Origin of the sequence: Acetobacter malorum (genome assembly GCF_001580615.1) — a bacterium.
Taxonomy (GTDB): domain Bacteria; phylum Pseudomonadota; class Alphaproteobacteria; order Acetobacterales; family Acetobacteraceae; genus Acetobacter; species Acetobacter malorum.
Genome location: NZ_LHZC01000036.1, coordinates 1 through 16,029, shown reverse-complemented (window position 1 = coordinate 16,029; position 16,029 = coordinate 1). Strand labels below are relative to the sequence as shown.

The following is a 16,029-nucleotide window of genomic DNA, read 5'->3' as shown; positions in this document are numbered from 1 at the left end:
TGGCGTGGTTGGAAGGTAATGGAGAATCTCGCGACAGGACAACTCGACCTTGCGCTGATCTGGGAGGAAACTGGACAACACGCTGAACGGACGTTTCTCGTCGATCTCCCGATGGTGTGAGTCGGACCGGAAGAAGGCTTCATCCACAATCCTGATAAACCTCTTCCTTTAGTTTTTTTTGGCTCCCTGTATATTCAGACAGGCGGCAGCTAAAGCTCTGGATGCTGCAGATATATCGTGGCGGATATCTAGGAACCATATATTTAGCTTGGCGGGGCATCGAAGGTTCTACTCTCAAGAGCTACTTGCAGACCTTAACACACGCTTTCATGAAAAGCGGGCATTCAACTTCTTCCCAAAAACGTCTCACTTGAGCAGATGCCCAGCCTGCTTAATCTGTTACTCGACAGTATTCTCCCGGGCGGCCCCGGGAATGCGTAGGATGATTCCGTCCTGCGCGTCCGGGCGCTCGATGCACAGGCGGGCAAGCTCGTGGGCCAACTCCGGATGCTCACATGCAAAATCCGCCCTATCGCACATGTTCCTTACGTTAAGGGCAATATCGGCGAGACGCTCTACATAATGGGCAAGATTCTCGATGGGCAGCTTAAGGGTCTTGACAGCCAAGATACTGACATCGTCATAACGCTCTCTGTCATCGCTTATGACATAGCCGTCGTCTTCTGCAAGAACAACCACTCTGTTCCCGTTACAATCGGTGTATTCCTTGATAATTTGACCGCGTCGGACAAAAGTGAACTCGCTCACCCACCGGTTGAGAACCGGTAGTGTTCTATCCACCAAAGCCAACTTCTCGTTCGATGACCTGAACTTGCCAGTCTCAGTGATCTTTATGCACCTAACGAGTTGTGTGCACGCAGGGAGATGTGGCATGGACCAGTAGCCGTCCAAGAGGCGGTCAGAAGGTGGTTTAGAGTCGATAGTTTCGAGAACAGCCAAGAGTTTGCCCAACCCGTTTTTGTCGGGTACCGCCTTGCGCAGGTCGACACCCTCAGTCCAATCGGCAAGTAGTTCAGTGGCTTCTTCCACGAAGTTGGTCTGTATTTCATGCAGAGTTTTAGCTGCTTTTTCACGAAATCCCATCAACAGAAGTATCATAGACTGATACCCGCCGAATGTTGCTAATTGGTCCAACAGTGTGAGTCGACGGACATCGGACTTTCCAAGTTTGTCGAGCGACGTCTTTACCAGAGTCTGGAGTCTTTGCAGTATCAGGTCGGCGTTTGAATAGACTAGACGGATGTGGTCATGGGCTTCCGCCTGCGGCAGAGATAATGCGAGGAGAAGGTTGTGTCGGACAAACTCGATGCCGGCGGTGAGTTGGGCATCTTTCCATGCTTGGAGTTCTTGAACGCCATCTATTACGCTAGCAAGTTGCTTGTTGGTTTCCGCAACGTGCTTCTTTATTTCGGAAACCTCGTCGGTGAGATGGCCGAAACAGTCGATGAACTGGTTAAAGAAATATACACCCGGATGTAACGACGCACCGCTTACGGCCTTGTGGATGGCATCCAACTGGCGGAGCGGCACCAGACCGCTTTCAACCTCACGCATTGGTCCCATCCATTGCCCCTTAGGCCCGCGGAGCATTGGGCCGGATTTGCCGTGAGGCTTCCATCCTTTGGGTACTCCGAACAATCCGAGTGTGCCCTGCTCGATTTCATCATCACTATCGGCGCTCATGATCTCGCATCCTAGTTCACCATCTTGATGCTATTGTATATCGATTTCGCGTTATTTTGACAGACGAGACATTGCTGCGTCCGCTTCACCATTCCCACGCCTGACAGCCACTACATCGGGTTTCTGGCAGGCCTGGCAGTGCGCTGAACGCCCAGCTTGCGTCGGGATACCCAAAAATAGACCGTTAGGATTTTCCCTAACCGCCCAGTGGGCGACCACGAGTGTCGCCAATACAGCATTTACCCAAGTGGGCGTCACGATCTGGCTGGGCCCTGCTGACAGTCCGTGGACAGGCGTCCCTCGGCAGGTTCGGCCGGAAAGGCGGCATCCATGGTGGCTAATGTGAATGACCGACTCTGGTCGGTAACCGTGATGAACGCTAACGCTGCGAATAGCAGACTATCTCGTCATCCTCCGGTAAATCCACACTGCTGTGACAAGCAGGTCAAATCAAGATGCAAACAAAACCGATCAATTATTCTTTACATTTCATCTAACTCACGCTTGACTGCATGTGTCTATTCCTTGAGGCGCAGAAAGCGCTATCAAAGCAGGTTAGCTGGAATCTGTCCTACTGAAAATTGAGGAACTTATTATGCAAGTAACGCTCACACTCAATGATCTCAACGCACTTTCTGACAGGGCGCGACAGGAAATTCAGGAACTTCTGTTTCCTAAAGGTGCAGGGAAGCCTGAAGGTTACAAAAACTATGATTGGAATAACGTTTATGATCTGACGGAGAGCCAAATTGAAAGACTAATAGCCGGACTTGGAGAACCTTCACGTAATGCATTGAAGGTGATTGCAAGTAAAGGTCCTGCTGTTGATGCTAGAGAATTGGATAAGACAGGAGTTTCTAGCTACGGGTCTTTTCAGTCCGGTATTCATCGTCGCCTAAGAAAAATTACAGGAGATGATGACGCCTGCTTATTCACTTTTGACGATTGGAGTGAAAACGAAGATGGTATCGGTCACTTTGTTGTTTCGTTGAAAACTTTTGAATCTTTGAAAAATTATTTCAAACAACAAGATGAATAACAACAAAAATATAATTTGAACCATCCGTGCTCGATTCTGAGTATAGCATTCTGATGGAGAAGTGTAATGCTAAAGCGAATGACACCCAAAGACTATTCAGAATTTTGGGATCGCGAATCACTCCAATTCCAGAATGATAAAATTTATGAACGCCTTAGCGAAATAGTTCCTCCTTTACCTACTCTAGAAATAGGATCCGGAACAGGGTGGGGCACATTGGCTCTTTCTAGAAACCGACCAGTCTTGGCCTTCGACAATAATCCCGATCTAATTCGCCTTGCTCAAGCCCGTTTACAAGATTATGGGGCCAATGTTGAGATCTTCCAGTCCGACTTATTCGAACCGTCGCCTCAACTACTCAGCGCAATCCAGGCGTTTAAGCCTAAAGTCGTCGTGGGATGGTTCATCGGTTCTCATCCCGACGATAATGACATGCGAACTTCACCTAACCTCACTACGAATCAAAAACCAAAAGAATATCGGGAGAATGTTGAGGATAAGTTGGTTGCTATGCCTTTATGCGCACCTTCGGTAGAGTGGATTCATACTGCCTTTAGAGCTCACATTCCATACGGGATCAGTGAAGCCGAAATCATAGAGGGCAATAAGAAAGAGTATGAAAGTTATATGTTTAAAGATACTGGGTTTTCTGTGACCGATGTTCAGGTTCTCGATTGGAACCTTGAGGCCAGTTCATTCATGTATGTCCGAACTTCTAATTCCAATTTCTCCATGGGGGGCGCACCGAAGCCCGCAATTATTTCCATATTGGCCAAACGCACAGTCAACCGGCGGCCTTGAAAACTAGGCTCAATCGACATTCAGGTTTCCTAACTATTTTGATTGTGGTTTTATAAGTTTCTGTGTTGATGCACGAAGCGGATGCATGTCGATTGAGCCTAATTACATTTCTCAAGAATATCCTATTTTTTATGTTCCTTGAGATCGGACATTCCGCTGCCCCCTATTATCGTCATCTCAACAGAGCTTTCATCTCCGGGGTACACGCATACCCCCCGCCTGAGACCTCGATCTCCCCTTCCCTTTCTTCTTCGCCCGAGTACGCCCCGGCACGCCGGAGCCCGCGCTTGTACGTCCGGGTACAGGAGAGTTGGTTGCGGGTGTCATGGACCCCGATTTGAACCTACCCGAACATGCCTTCAGATTTAAGTTGGGGTCTGTGGGTTGCAATATGCCGTTTTGGTGTGCTGAGCGAAAGCCTCTGGCGTCATGCCATTGAGGCTGGTGTGGGGTCTGACAGCATTTTAGTCGGGCCGCCAGGCGTCGATGACCGTCCGAGCGTGGGCGAGGTTGCGGAACAGGTGCTCGTTGAGGCATTCGTCGCGGAACCGGCCGTTGAAACTCTCGACGCGGATTTCTCACACTTGGGGTAATTTCAGGTTATTTTGTAGAATTCAGTCATCCCACAGGAGTCCGATCTGGAATATCGACGATATTCTGCTTCTGGCGGCGGGTTCTGAACGCAGTAAGGGTGTCACCGCGTGAGAAGGCAGTGTTGGTGGGGGGCTATATGGTCTGTGCGCTGTCTGTTTCGTCAGGACGCCTGCCGGAGCCTTCGCAATCGTGCATGAGCGAGGGCGAATTCGTGCTGGCAAGGGAACATGTCCGGCATGGACAGGACAATTCGACGCACGCTGACCTTTACGACTGTCGCGATTTTGAGCAGTCGTGCGCGAATTGTGCCACAGGTTGCTTTCTCCAGACTGGTCTGGCCGAGGGCCAGTCTTTGCAGAGCGGTCAGCAGGACATAGGCTGCGGCCGAGAACCACAGCCGAAGCTGGTTGGCCCGGATGGTGTGGGACGATGTTCTGTCGGAGAACAGATCCATCTGGCATTCCTTGATCCGGTTTTCCATATCCCCGCGTGCGCAGTAAATCTGTTCGTAGAGATGGCGGGGGGCTGACGTTCCCTGCGGCAGAGTGGTGACGACAAAGCGATGATAGCGGTTGCCATGGCGCCACTCAGCCTTGGCCACGACCCGTCTGCGGCGTGTCCAGCTGTCCTTTGTGATCCAGTCAAAGGAGACAAAACCGCGCGCTGCCTTGCCTGTGCTGGTGGCTTCCTCACGGACCATGGTGGACAGCGTATCAATCCGGTCATACAGGCGGGTGTTGCCTGCAAGCCCGAACAGGAAGTCAACATGGTTGTCTTCGCACCATGTCATCAAAGTGTCCCGGGTGAAGCCGCTGTCCCCGCGCACCAGAATACGCACCCGGGGCCAGCGACTTCTGATCTGTTTCACGATCCGGCTGATGTCAGCCAGCGCTTCCTTCCCCGGATCCCGGTTTGCCGTGCGCAGGCTGGCGCTGAGGAGATAATACCAAGGGCTACTGTCTCTGACTCATCTGTGAAGTGACGCGAAGGGCCTGTTCTGATTCTGTCGTGAGAGGGAGGATCGGGAATGGCTGGTGCGATTGCCTTACGGACGGATTATACGGCTTCTGCATTACGGCGTCTGGCCTCTCGTACGCGGGATGCGAATGTTGCACGGCGCCTTTTGTCTCTGGCTGCGGTGCGCGACGGTGCCAGCCGGGGCGAAGCAGCGCGGATCGGCGGGATGGACCGGCAAACCCTGCGGGACTGGGTGCACCGGTTCAATGCTGCGGGGCCGGATGGCTTGCACGATCAGTGGCGCAACGGGTCGGTCTGCCGCCTGACAGCGGACCAACTGGCAGAATTATCGGCGCTGGTCACGACAGGGCCTGACCGTGCCCGGGACGGCGTGGTGCGCTGGCGTCGGGTCGATCTTCAGCGGGTCATCGAAGAGCGTTTTGGCGTCTCCTATCACGAACGCCATGTCTCCGCCCTGTTGAAGCGGCTTGGGTTCAGCCACGTCAGCGCGCGTCCGCGTCACCCCGGACAGGATCCGTCCGTCATGGACGCGTTTAAAAAAACTTCCCCACGATCCTGAGCGCCCACACCGGGCATCTGCCCAGAGGCAGGCGGATTGAACTCTGGTGGCAGGACGAGGCCCGCATCGGGCAGAAAAACGGTCTTGTCCGGCAATGGGCGCGGCGTGGCACCCGACCACGCCAGCCTGCCGATCAACGCTATGAGAATGCCTGGCTGTTCGGCGCCATCTGCCCCGCACTCGGCAAGGCGGCAGGCCTGGTGTTGCCGTTTACCGGCACGGCCAGCATGCAACTGCATATCGAGGAAATCTCACGCTGCGTCGCACGCGGAGCGCATGCCGTCGTCCTACTCGATCGTGCCGGCTGGCATACGACACCCAAACTCAGACTGCCGCGCAACGTCAGCCTGATCTTCCTGCCGTCCCGCGCGCCCGAACTGAACCCGGTCGAGAATATCTGGCAGTTCCTACGCGCCAACTGGCTGTCCAACACCGTGTTCAGCGGCATCGAACACATCATCGAAGCCGCATGCACCGCATGGAACAACCTCACCGCCCTGCCACAGACCATCCGATCCATCGGCCTCAGAAAATGGGCTCATATAGGTCAAAGGTGATAGCCCGTAGTATAATCCCCGCAGAAGACATACAGGGGCAGATAGCAGTTATGGCCGTAATACCCATGAAAGGCCCGGCCTTCCTGATGACCATGGATACGGTCATCAGTCGCATCCACATCCAGAACGACCCGGGCAGGAGCCCGCTCATGCTGGTCCATGAAGAGCGTGACGAACAGCGCGGCCAGAGCTTCATGATCAGCAATGATGCGGCAGTAACGGTCTGCCTTGTGGCCACTGCGCTCCAGCCGGTTCAGTGTGGATTTTCCGGCCAGTGCCGCACAGTTGGCCCGGCCTCCAGACAGACGGCCAGACGCCAGGCCAAAGATCAGATCATGACGCAGGGCATCATGATCGTTCAGGTCTTCGTAACCCAGAGCCAGCCCCATGATCCTCTGACGGACAAGGTCTTCAACCCGGTATTCCACAAAGCCGGGATGCCGTTCATCGCGAAAACATGCAGCAAAACGGCGGCTGAACCCCAGACGATCATCGACCTGCTTTAGCAGGATGACACCGCCATCCGAACTCATGCGACCCCCGTCAAACCGGGCCACAACACGCCGTCCACAGGAGGCTGGAAAATCATACGCGCCTGCGCTACACTGTGTCTGCATCGGGTTTTCTTATTCTTATGGAAACTTCTTTTTTAAAAAACAGACTTTTCATAATCTAACCCGATGCACAACCCTTCCGTGAGAAATCCGCGTCGAGGAGATATCCGTTTCCAGACAGAATAGCAGGTCGAACCGTATCCCTCGCCGGGATAATCCGCTGGCCGGTACCATGTTCCCCGCCCTTCCGGCTCGACAGACCGGACGTTGACGCTGAGCCGCCAGTCACGCCGGCAGAACGACATGCGTTTTCCACACTGAAGCTGACCGACGTTTCACTCCGGCCGTGTCTGTGCCAGACTTCTCTCGCAGAAGGAAAGGCACTGCCCTACCCTGAGCCCTGGTCTGGAGCCGCCAGCGCCCGTGTAACGGGGACTGAACGCCACGCTGACCTTTTGGACCTGGCCGCAACTGTGCTTCTGCCACCGGGAACTTACGCAGGCTGGATGGCGTAAAGCCGGAACCATGCCGCTCCACCCACGCACAGCGCCCCGAAGGTCGCGAAAAGGTGGGCCGAAATAGTGCCCATGTCGCCCATACTGCTGAACCCCAGCGTCATGCCGAACCCCGCCAGTGCGGCCGGAAAAGCAAGCAGCGCTGAACATCACAACCAGCAAGGCGGGATCGCGTGAGGAGGCGAGAATGGCATGGCCGCCAGACAGCACACCATGATCGTAGAGCATGGTGCAAACTATCGCCGACACGAACAGCGGTGCGGCATAGACCGCACAGAGAAACAGCAGCCAGCACAGAAAGCCGATACTGGCGAAGCCAAGGACAATACCGAGACCAAGCAGCATGGATCGCGTCCTTTCCACAACGAGGAACACCACACACATGCCGCAACGATTCAGGAATATCCACGAAATAGCATTGGACTTTCCTACACTGTTTTCACGATCAGGACATCGCGCGGAGCGCGCCGGGCTATGACCGAGGCGCAACCTGTTGGCGCCTTCCGCTCGCCCCGTGGACGCGGCGCGTTGTCCTGGCAGCGTTGTAGCCCCGATGCCAGGAACGTTCTCTTTCCGGCCACACTCTCCGCGAGCCGGTCCCGCCGGCGAGCGCCGCACGCGCAGGATTGCAGCGCGTGCCCGCCGCCGGTCCATCAGGACCGGTGCGATTTTCCAGCCGTGTCCGGTAATGGGAAAAAGGGGGCGGCTTACGCCGCCGCCCTCCCCGTCCCGTGCCAGGCCAGCCGACGGGTTGCCGTGGCCGCGTGATCCGGATCCAGTTCCATGCCCAGCCAGTCACGCCCAAGATGCTGCGCCGCCACCAGCGACGAACCGGAACCCGCGAACGGGTCCAGAACCAACCCACCCACCGGGCAGAAGGCTTCCACCAGGGGAAGGAGTGCCGCCACCGGCTTTTGCGTCGGGTGCAGTTTATTGCCCGAATAGGGCATGTCGATCACGTCCGGGATGGGGCTTGCCGGGGGTGTCACGTTCCCCTTGGCCAGCAGGTAGGCGCTTTCATGTTCATACCGGAGAAACCGGGAAGAAGATGAATAGGACTTGCGAAAGACGATATGCCCGACCATGCGGAACCCGGCCGCCTTCCAGGCATCGGCAAACAGGTCGATACGGTTCCAGCCATAGAACGAAACGGCGAACCCGCCCCATTTCAGGACACGGTGCATCTGATTGAAGGCCGGCCGGAGCCAGCGCACATTATCGTCGTTGCGCACCTTCCGCCCGTCCCTGCCCTGATAGTTCACCAGGTAAGGCGGGTCTGTCAGGATGAAATCCACCGCGTTGCGAGGAAGTGCGCGCATCAGTTGCACGCTGTCGCCGTTGAGGATGATATTGCGGAAATCGGTCGCCGTGTTGGTATTGCCGGTCATGGTCTCTGCCCTTTGTTCCGCGAGGAACAGCCCCCGCTGTTCCTCTGCCTCGCGGCGAGCAGCGGGGTAGCAACGGCAAGGGCGACCGATGGGGAGGGGTATCGCCAGATCTGCACGGAGCGCAGCGCAGGAAGATCGGGGACACCCCATCGGTCGGCGTCAGCGCGCTGACGCGAACCCTTGCCGGCGCAAGGGCGGAGCCATTAGCTTTTTTCTCCTTTTTCATGGCAACGGCATTTGCTTGCGCCCCTGAGGGCACGGTCATAATCTGGATTCATGGCCCGCACTCCTTCTACAAAACCTGTCACCCGCAAATCCGCCGCATCCGCGAAAGTCGGCACGACCGTCACGAAAGACAATCTGAAAGCCCTTGGTGCGGATCGGCTTGCAGACCTTCTGGTCGAACTGTCGGAACAGGATACCGTGCTCACCCGGAAGCTGCGCATGGCGCTGACCGCCGCCCATGCGAAAGACAAACTCGGCAAGGAGATCGAGAAAAGGCTGCGAACGATCCAGCGTTCCCGTGGATTCCTGCCTTGGGATCGGATCAAACCCCTTGCGACCGAACTCGATGCCTTGCGCCAATCCATTCTCGATGATGTTGCAACGACGGATGTCGGACAGGCCATTTCCGCGATGCGTATTCTCGTGGAACTTGCTCCTTCCGTCTATGAGCGCTCTGATGACAGTTCCGGTTACCTGTCAGATGTGTTTCGCGAAGCGGCCTCCGACCTTGGCACCCTCTTGGGACGACAGGCTGGCCGGGATCCGGCTGTCACCGTCAGGGATCTGCTCACGCTTCTCGATAACGACGGGTATGGCACCTGTGACCACTTGCTTGTCTCATGCGGTGAAGCACTGGGGAAGCCGGGCGCGGCGATGCTCAGAAGCACGCTTCTTGCACGATTGCACGACCTTCCCGCCTCAAAGGCGAAGGGAGACTATCGTACCGACATCGCGCGGATGCAGACCCTCGGTCACCTGAAAGATCTGGCCGATGCGATGGACGACGTCGATGCCTATATCGAAGCAGTCAACCTGAGTGAACGTCAGTCCGCCTCTATCGGGGATGTTGCACGCCGCCTGCTGGACATGAACCGCCCTCAGGCGGCGCTCGAGTGGCTCGACCGGGAGACCGATGAGACATCCCGGTTCCGCTGGGAAAACGATGACCTTCGGATCGAAGCATGCGAGGCCGTGGGCGACCGCGACCAGGCCCAGTCCCTGCGATGGAAAGTCTTTCAGGAACGCCTGAGCCTGCCGCACTGGCAGGCATACCAACGCCATCTCAGCGATTACGATGCGATCGATGCTGAAGAGCAGGCACTCAATCACATCCGTAATTTCCCGGTCAGGGGCGTAGCCCTTTCCACTCTTCTTGAATGGCCAGCGCTCGACGCTGCTGCCCGTCTCGTGCGGGAGCATACGGCAGAACTGGACGGACGTGATTACGGAACGCTACGTCCGGCTGCGGATCGTCTGTCTGAATCGTATCCCAACGAGGCCACGATTCTTTATCGCCTACTGGTCGAGGCCGTGCTGGATAAGGCGCTTTCCCGTTATTATTCCTATGCAGCGAAGGATCTCGCCTCCTGTCGACTGCTTGCGCTAATGCTGACAGCGACAAACGGCATGGAAACCCATGAAGCCTTTATGACCCGCTTGAAGGCGCAGCATAAGCGCAAGCTGGGTTTCTGGTCGCTGATCGGTGAATAATTAAAGACAACAATGGGGGGGAATGCGGAAGGTCCGGTTTTGGATGAGTTCACGACAAAGACGACTTTGGAATATTGTCAAAATTGAATGTGGGGATATAAAATATTTTTTATATCGACAGTCAAAAATCATTAATTCAACAATATGATAAAGAGTAAAAATGGTAGTTTTATCAAATTTCTATCACATCCCTCGTTCGTCTTGACGTGAACCAATCTTGGTTCATTATCTTTTTAGAGTGATATCTAGGAACAGGTGCCGCATTCTAAATGACAAATGATCAGAAGAAAAAGAGCGAAATAGCCGTAGCTGAATTGGCGGCTATTATTGTGCAGGAACCGTGGATTCTGTCTCCGGATGAAGAGCCTGATTTTATCGTTTCCACCCCTGACGAAAGATTTGGCCTAGAACTTACCCAGTGTTTTTCAGGAGATTTTAAAAGAGGCGGATCTGTTGACCGAAAAGACGCCGCATTCAGACAAAAAAAATTGAATGAGATAAGAGCCCGTTGTTTGATCAAATTTCCAGAAATCGAACATTGGAACCTACAATATATATTTAAGTGGAATGACGACGTTGAAACCCATATTGTTAATGCAATAGAACAGGCGCAAGTAGACCAAGGTAAACAGGTTGGCTACCCCATATTCCCAGAAGAACAGGGCGATGTGTTGCCGCCATTTATTTTTATTCAGAAATGTCCGAACTTTGTCAGGGGTGCTCCTTGGACAATTGGAGCTGATCACGCCCCTCATGTAGTAACTTCTGATGCCCCCCTCCAGAAAGCAATTAACGATAAGAAAGGGAAAATCCCAGCTTACCGTAAAAAATCTGACGACATACGTCTTCTTGTCTACGCCAGCCCATTCAATACTGCTGAAAATGTCAGTCTCCGAGAAGTAGAGTTGCCAAATCTCTGCGGTTTTGATAAAGTTTATTTCATGCATATTCCGAATTATGTTGTGGAATTTTCGTCTGACCAAGATGGTTCCGTAACTAAAAATATTCATACTTTTACAGGTAGGACACCTCAGTCCTTTAAGATACCGACTGAGTCACACTGAAATCTTTTTCTGGAAAAGTGGTTTCTATTTGAGTACAGTGCATGGACAGAGATGGAAACATCGAATGGCCATCTAGCACTACAGTTGCGCTTTCGTTTTAAGGCGTGAGGGATATGCTGCTGCCTGATGGGTTCGTCGAAACACGGACCGGCGGAGGATGTGTGCGATCGGAATCTGGGCCTGGATGATCTTCACGACGAGGCGGCGGATTTCCTGGATCGACCATCGGATGAGCTTCTGTGTGTTGGCAGGGGGCTTTTTTGAGCGCGTTGGCCCGGGAGCGCACGGCCACCATCATCGCGTATGCGAGCATGACCAGCGAGACATGGCGGTGCCAGCCGTGCTTGGATCGTGTTTCGTTGTGATCGAGACCGAATTCGTTTTTGGCGGTCTCGAACCTCTCCTCGACCCGCCAGCGTGTGCCTTCTACCCGCACGAGCGTCTCGAGCGGCGTCCCCTGCAGGCACCAGGTCGTGAAATATCTCAGATCCCCATCGGCAGGATTGCGGCGAACCAGTAGGCCCCGCTCCATGTCCCAGTGAGTGTATCGCCGAACCCCGATGCCTGAAGGTCGGCCATCGGGCAATATAGCCAGTCATACAACAGCTCGCCCTTTGTGCCGTGTCCGGCCGAACGCTGCACCCAGGCGTCATTGGGCAGCGTTTTGATGATCTCGCGCGCCTCGCCGACCGACATCACGTCGGGTCGCCATGAGTGAAACCAGTGACTGGCGTTCACGCCCAGCACGAACCCCTTTCCAGCTCGGCGCAGAGCCATCTGGATGGGTTCTAAAAACCCCTATTTTGATGTTTCCACTAGTAGAAATATCAATGAGTTACGATTTTTATACAGGCGGAAAAGGGGGTTTTTAGAACTCTTCACCTCCAAGAACGAGCAGCGAGGTACGCTCTGCGGCCCCCTCACTCCCAATATTGTGCCGAGCAATTTGGTCAAAATATACAGCGCAAATGGCAGGAAATGCGTTTGGTACGATACGATAACTTTCTATTGAGATATTTTCGACCAACGTCCTATTTAGGGCGGTCATTAATTCCGCCGGATCGTCACAGTCAACCTCGTCGGCTGTTGCAAAAATATATTTTTCATATTCACTATGTGTCATTACTGAATCGCCATTAAGGGCTCGAAAAATCAATGTGAGAGCAAGGCCCGAGCAGCCGGGAGGAAGTCCGTCAATTGATCGGCGAGCTTCTAGAAGTAGAAAATCGCGTGAGCACAATCTCCTAGTCACGGCCACATCTATTTCGGCATCGCTCATTGAAAAGAAACCGAAAGCGGACTCAGGTAAAATAACCTTTAAGCCCTCATAATCTACGAAGCTGTTAATGAGCGTTCGCAGATGATCGCGATGAGCAACAGCGTTGGCGCACAGCACCAAATACAGCTGATTGACTTTCGCCTCCTGCCGAGCCTGTGTGTATTGGTTACGAATATTAGCAATGAAGTGAGGAGAACGCCCATTTTTCCAGTCGACTATCTCTTTTTCACTTTTGATCTGCAGACCTAAGCGAACTAAGCCTTCATCTGTTTGCACCCTAACAATCACATCGACGCCTTTGTCCTGAAAGCCTTGGATGTCATGTACGTCAATGCGGTGCTTTTCATACGTATTAAGAACTCGCAAAATTCGATCTCGAAACCCAGGACAGAGATCTTTGTTATGGCGATAACGCTCAAAGTGCCATGTTTGATCCTCGGCGACAGATTCGCCGGCCAACAAATCCGAAACAATTGCAAGTGGACCAATTTTTTCAGTAACAAACATACTTCGTATCCTGCTGCGTCGATATAATTCTTTGATTATCATGGATGTATTATAGTTTTATTAGATCCTTCAAGAGTCTCATTCACAAGCACAAGGACGGCAATCGAGCCTGGAGAATGTCCACTTATGCCAGCTTCGACCTGAAACTTGCCCGTCTGCTGCGGGCCCAATTTGACCATTCAATGTCGTGCAGGTTGCGTCCGCTTAGCGGAAATGCCTCTTGGCAAGCTATATGACTGCGATGAGGCGGAAGCCGACATGGAGACACACCCTTCACCCCCACCACTCCATCATGCGACGCTACCGGCCAGCCACTCCCTGAGCTTCGACCACCGTCGCCTGCCACCCTGATTGCGCACGGCAATAGCAAGCGCCTTCTTCTGGCCCACGAGCACGACGAGCTTCCGCCCCCGTGTGACGCCGGTGTAGAGCAGGTTCCGCGCCAGCATGGCGTAATGCTGCGTCACCAGCGGAATCACCACCGCCGGGTATTCCGAGCCCTGGCTCTTGTGGATGGTGGTGGCGTAGGCCAGCACCAGTTCGTCCAACTCGCCGAAGCCATAAACGACATCCCGTCCATCGAATGAGACCGTCAGTTCGCCCTCTTCCACATCGATCCTGCCGATAACGCCGAGGTCTCCATTGAAGACATCCCGGTCATAATCGTTGGCGATCTGCATCACCTTGTCACCCGGACCATAGGTCCAGCCGAACCGCTCGACCTTCACGTCGCCTGCCGGGTTCAGCGCCTGCTGCAACTCGATATTCAGCGACCGTGCGCCCAGCCCACCCCGGTTCATCGGGCAGAGCACCTGCACATCCCGAACCGGGTCAAGCCCGAACCGCGCCGGGATGCGATCCTTCACGACGGCAATCAACTTGCGCAGCCCGATCTTCGGGTCAGGTGCCTCCACGAAATAGAAATCCGATCCCTCTTCCGCGCTCAACTCCGGCATCTTCCCTTCGTTGATCCGGTGCGCGTTGGTGATGATCCGGCTCTGCGTCGCCTGGCGGAACACCTCGGTCAGCCGCACCACACAGGGACAGCACCGGAGCCGATGATGTCGGCCAGCACCTGTCCCGGTCCAACAGAAGGCAACTGGTCCACGTCACCGACGATCAACAGGGCTGTACTGTCGGGCAAGGCGCGCAGCAGAGAGCGCATCAGCAGCACATCCACCATGCTGGCCTCGTCCACGACCAGCAGATCGCAGGTCAGCGGGTTGGTGTCGTCCCGCTTGAAACTGCCAGTCGCCGGATCGGTCTCCAGCAGGCGGTGGATGGTCTTGCCTTCCAGTCCGGTGCTTTCCGACAGGCGCTTCGCCGCCCGGCCGGTCGGGGCGCAGAGCTGCACGTCCGTGCCCTTGGCGGTCACGATCTTGAGGATGGCGTTGACGAGCGTGGTCTTGCCCACGCCAGGACCACCCGTGATCACCAGCACCTTGCTGTTCAGGGCAAGGCGCACCGCCTCCTGCTGGCTGGGCGCCAAGGCAAGCCCGGTCTTGCCTTCCACCCAGGTCATAGCTTTTGCAGCGTCGATGTCCGGCCAGGGCGGTCGACCCACAGCACAGGCGCGCAACCGCTCGGCGATGCTCTGCTCCGCGCGATAGAGACCAGCAAGGAAGATGCAGCCCGTCTCTCCCACGCTGTCGGCAACCACGTCACCGGCTTCCAATTCCAAAGCGAGAGCCGTCTCGATCAGGGGTGCCGCGACCTCCAGCAGTTCGGCGGTGCTGGTCAGCAACTCCCCGACCGGCAGGCCGCAATGCCCTTCATCCATGGCCTCGCCGAGCGCGTAGGAGATCCCGGCCCGCACCCGGATCATTGCGTCGGGTGCGATCCCCATCTTCCGGGCAATCTGGTCAGCGGTTTTGAAGCCGATCCCCCGAATATCCTTCGCCAGCCGATACGGGTTCTCACTGATCAGTCTGACCGCGTCCTGCCCGTAGGTCTTGAAGATACGCACCGCCCGCGAGGTGCCGACGCCGTTGCTGTGCAGAAACAGCATGATCTCGCGGATCACCTTCTGGTCCGCCCAACCGGCGACGATCCGTTCGGCACGCTTGGGGCCGATGCCCGTCACCTCCCGCAGGCGTCCAGGTTCCTGCTCGATCAGATCGAACACCGCCTCGCCGAACGCTTTCACCAGCTTCTTCGCGTAGACCGGACCGATGCCCCGGATCATGCCAGAGCCAAGATAGCGCTCGATCCCCTCAACCGTGGTCGGCGGACTGGCTTTGAGAAACTCCGCCTTGAACTGCAACCCGTGGGTGTGGTCGTTGAACCAGCGCCCCGACATCTGCACGAACTCGCCTGCCGAGATCATGGCGGCATGTCCGACAACAGTGACCAGATCGCGCTGCCCCCGCACCTTCACCCGCAGGACGCAGAAGCCGTTCTCGGCGTTGTGGAACGTCACCCGCTCTACGAGGCCGGCCAGCGTCTCGGAGGATGCAGCCGCGCCACTCAACGGGAGGCTCCTGTCGATGCGGAATCGAGAGGGTCGGAAACCATGATCGATCGTAACACAGGATCGTGCTGCCAGCCGTATCGCCGTGCTCCAACACGCCTGACACGTAGTCGTGAAGAGCCCCGATTCAGCCCAAACTACGCTGGGCTTTCACTCCCATCTGCATCCTATACGCATCCTGCGCCGTTTTCCGGGCACAAAAAAAGCCACCCTTATGGGTGGCTTTTCTGTTGTCTTTTCAGACGTTTATTCATGGTTGCGGGGATAGGATTTGAACCTATGACCTTCAGGTTATGAGCCTGAC

The 16,029-nt window shown here is 55.2% G+C and carries 9 protein-coding genes and 5 pseudogenes; 5 read left to right on the top strand and 9 right to left on the bottom strand.

Annotation, left to right across the window (positions count from 1 at the left end):
- Positions 1-399: 399 nt before the first annotated feature.
- Positions 400-1,704, bottom strand: a complete 1,305-nt coding sequence (locus tag AD930_RS02720; RefSeq protein WP_061505019.1) for a hypothetical protein — start codon at positions 1,702-1,704, stop codon at positions 400-402.
- 595 nt (positions 1,705-2,299) lie between these two features.
- Here AD930_RS02720 and AD930_RS02715 point away from each other — a divergent pair.
- Positions 2,300-2,743, top strand: coding sequence for a hypothetical protein (locus AD930_RS02715; RefSeq protein WP_061505018.1), 444 nt, complete (start codon positions 2,300-2,302; stop codon positions 2,741-2,743).
- Between the two features lie 78 nt (positions 2,744-2,821).
- Positions 2,822-3,544, top strand: coding sequence for a class I SAM-dependent methyltransferase (locus AD930_RS02710; RefSeq protein WP_244150469.1), 723 nt, complete (start codon positions 2,822-2,824; stop codon positions 3,542-3,544).
- Positions 3,545-3,909: 365 nt separating this feature from the next.
- On the opposite strand, the pseudogene AD930_RS17305 reads toward AD930_RS02710, so the two are convergent.
- A pseudogene (locus tag AD930_RS17305) lies at positions 3,910-4,113 on the bottom strand (integrase core domain-containing protein); the annotation flags it as partial.
- 185 nt (positions 4,114-4,298) lie between these two features.
- Positions 4,299-5,081: pseudogene (locus AD930_RS02700) on the bottom strand (IS1380 family transposase); the annotation flags it as partial.
- A gap of 84 nt (positions 5,082-5,165) precedes the next feature.
- Here AD930_RS02700 and AD930_RS17300 point away from each other — a divergent pair.
- Positions 5,166-6,232, top strand: a protein-coding gene (locus AD930_RS17300; RefSeq protein ID WP_110571345.1) for an IS630 family transposase whose coding sequence is annotated in 2 segments (ribosomal slippage) — positions 5,166-5,652 and positions 5,652-6,232 — 1,068 coding nt in all. Because the reading frame shifts where the segments join, the coding sequence is not laid out codon by codon here.
- A gap of 11 nt (positions 6,233-6,243) precedes the next feature.
- Here the strand turns inward: AD930_RS17300 and AD930_RS02685 are convergent.
- The 3 genes and pseudogenes from AD930_RS02685 to AD930_RS02675 all read right to left on the bottom strand — a co-directional run.
- Positions 6,244-6,849: pseudogene (locus AD930_RS02685) on the bottom strand (transposase); the annotation flags it as partial.
- A gap of 272 nt (positions 6,850-7,121) precedes the next feature.
- The gene (locus AD930_RS02680; protein ID WP_244150468.1) at positions 7,122-7,646 is read right to left on the bottom strand and encodes a hypothetical protein; all 525 of its coding nucleotides are present in this window, start codon (positions 7,644-7,646) and stop codon (positions 7,122-7,124) included.
- Positions 7,647-8,008: 362 nt separating this feature from the next.
- Positions 8,009-8,689 (bottom strand): DNA methyltransferase, encoded by a 681-nt coding sequence (locus tag AD930_RS02675; protein WP_061505016.1) that lies wholly within the window; start codon positions 8,687-8,689, stop codon positions 8,009-8,011.
- A 276-nt stretch (positions 8,690-8,965) separates the two neighbouring features.
- Here AD930_RS02675 and AD930_RS02670 point away from each other — a divergent pair, with 276 nt between their 5' ends.
- Entirely contained in the window at positions 8,966-10,405 is a 1,440-nt protein-coding gene (locus AD930_RS02670; protein ID WP_061505015.1) for a DUF6880 family protein, read from the top strand.
- Between the two features lie 269 nt (positions 10,406-10,674).
- A complete protein-coding gene (locus tag AD930_RS17610) occupies positions 10,675-11,469 on the top strand; it encodes a hypothetical protein (protein ID WP_156476820.1) in 795 nt (264 codons plus the stop codon).
- Positions 11,470-11,660: 191 nt separating this feature from the next.
- On the opposite strand, the pseudogene AD930_RS02660 reads toward AD930_RS17610, so the two are convergent.
- From AD930_RS02660 to recD2, 3 genes and pseudogenes are all read right to left on the bottom strand, one after another.
- A pseudogene (locus tag AD930_RS02660) lies at positions 11,661-12,252 on the bottom strand (transposase); the annotation flags it as partial.
- An 85-nt stretch (positions 12,253-12,337) separates the two neighbouring features.
- Complete coding sequence (locus AD930_RS02655; protein ID WP_061505013.1) at positions 12,338-13,255, bottom strand: hypothetical protein; 918 nt, start codon at positions 13,253-13,255, stop codon at positions 12,338-12,340.
- A gap of 290 nt (positions 13,256-13,545) precedes the next feature.
- Positions 13,546-15,725, bottom strand: a pseudogene (recD2, locus tag AD930_RS02650) (SF1B family DNA helicase RecD2).
- Positions 15,726-16,029 lie beyond the last annotated feature (304 nt).